The sequence below is a fragment of the Sphingomonas endophytica genome (assembly GCF_001476895.1).
GTDB lineage: Bacteria > Pseudomonadota > Alphaproteobacteria > Sphingomonadales > Sphingomonadaceae > Sphingomonas > Sphingomonas endophytica_A.
Genome location: NZ_LDTB01000295.1, coordinates 1 through 571, shown reverse-complemented (window position 1 = coordinate 571; position 571 = coordinate 1). Strand labels below are relative to the sequence as shown.

General features: G+C 63.4%; 1 protein-coding gene. It reads right to left on the bottom strand.

What is annotated here, in order from left to right:
- Positions 1-36 precede the first annotated feature (36 nt).
- A partial coding sequence (locus NS334_RS17275) for an MBL fold metallo-hydrolase (RefSeq protein ID WP_153002843.1) occupies positions 37-571 on the bottom strand: 535 nt, incomplete at its 5' end.

Below are 571 nucleotides of genomic sequence, written 5' to 3'. Positions count from 1 at the left end.
GGTGACAAGCTGTCACCCTCACGGAGCCTCGTACGATTACAGCGTCATCTGCATCGGCTCTGGATAGTAATGAAAACCCTCGCCGGCCTTGGCGACGTGGCCGTAGCCGGGCCAGGCGAAGTGATAGGACATCACAGGCGTCTTGTTGGCGGCCAGCGTCTCCAAGAGCTTGACCCGCGAGGCCGCCGCCTGCTTCGGGTCGGTGTCATAGGAGAATTCCATCCGCGGCCGCTCCAGCAGCAGCACCGCGTGATGCGAGAGGTCGCCGAGGAAGGCGAACGACTTGCCGCCCGAGCTCACCATGAAGATGGTGTGGCCCACGGTGTGGCCGGGCGCTGCGATCGCGGTCACGCCGGGCAGGAATTCCTGGCCGTCCTTGAAGAACACGATGCGGTCGCGCACCGGCAGCAGGTTCTTGCGGGCGTGCACGACGAAGTCCTTCAGCGGACTGCCCATCTTGCCTTCGTCGGTCCAGAAATCGAGATCGCTCTGCGCGATGTAGTATTGCGCATTCGGGAACAGCGGCTTGTCGTCGGCGCCGACGATGCCGCCGATATGATCGATATGGGCG